The sequence below is a fragment of the Nocardioides antri genome (assembly GCF_008373765.1).
GTDB classification, from domain to species: Bacteria; Actinomycetota; Actinomycetes; order Propionibacteriales; family Nocardioidaceae; genus Nocardioides; species Nocardioides antri.
The window spans coordinates 1-540 of sequence record NZ_VUJW01000019.1 but is presented as its reverse complement, the minus strand read 5'-3'; the positions used below and the strand labels follow the sequence as shown (position 1 = coordinate 540).

The window sequence follows — 540 nt, the reverse complement described above, 5'->3', positions numbered from 1 at the left end:
CCCAAGCGCGCAGTAGCGTGCAGCTCCGCGCACGATGGGCGGCATTAGAGGACAACTTCGTAGGATCGCTCGATCGTTGTCCCGCAGGCAGTGGCGAAGTCGTTGACGAGCCGGTCGCCGCGTCGGATCAAGCGGAGCACCTGTGATCGGTCGTAGTCATCGATCGTGGCCTCTTCGAACCCGTCGACCTCTGGCTCGAGCGCTTCAACCACGTCGGGTTGTGACTTGGTAAGGACCCTTCTCGCTCCAATGACCAACGCATCCCATGACTTGCCGACTGGCGTGTCACCGTGGCGCTTGAACAGGTCCCAGATCCGAGAGCATGCAGCGTCCAGGGAGAGCAGACCTGACGCATCGGGTGGCGTTGCTTCTACGCGCTCGGGCGCATCGGGGGAGGCCGAATGGCCAGCGCGGGAGGCCTGATCGGCGTCGTCACCGCAAGCCGCGAGCGTGCTCACGACGAGAAAGACCATGCAAGCGGCTGCCAAGCGCATGAGCGCACTCTAGGTCGGAACAGATCGATGCGCGCTCAACTCGGCA

Annotated in this window: 1 protein-coding gene; it reads right to left on the bottom strand. The window is 63.5% G+C overall.

Annotated features, from left to right (window positions below; translation table 11 throughout):
• Positions 1-44: 44 nt before the first annotated feature.
• Complete coding sequence (locus F0U47_RS20240; RefSeq protein ID WP_149752306.1) at positions 45-494, bottom strand: hypothetical protein; 450 nt, start codon at positions 492-494, stop codon at positions 45-47.
• Between the last annotated feature and the right edge of the window lie 46 nt (positions 495-540).

Coding starts and splice junctions, on each gene's coding strand:
- F0U47_RS20240 (WP_149752306.1), bottom strand. CDS start 494: ATGCGCTTGGCAGCCGCTTGCATGGTCTTTCTCGTCGTGAGCACGCTC.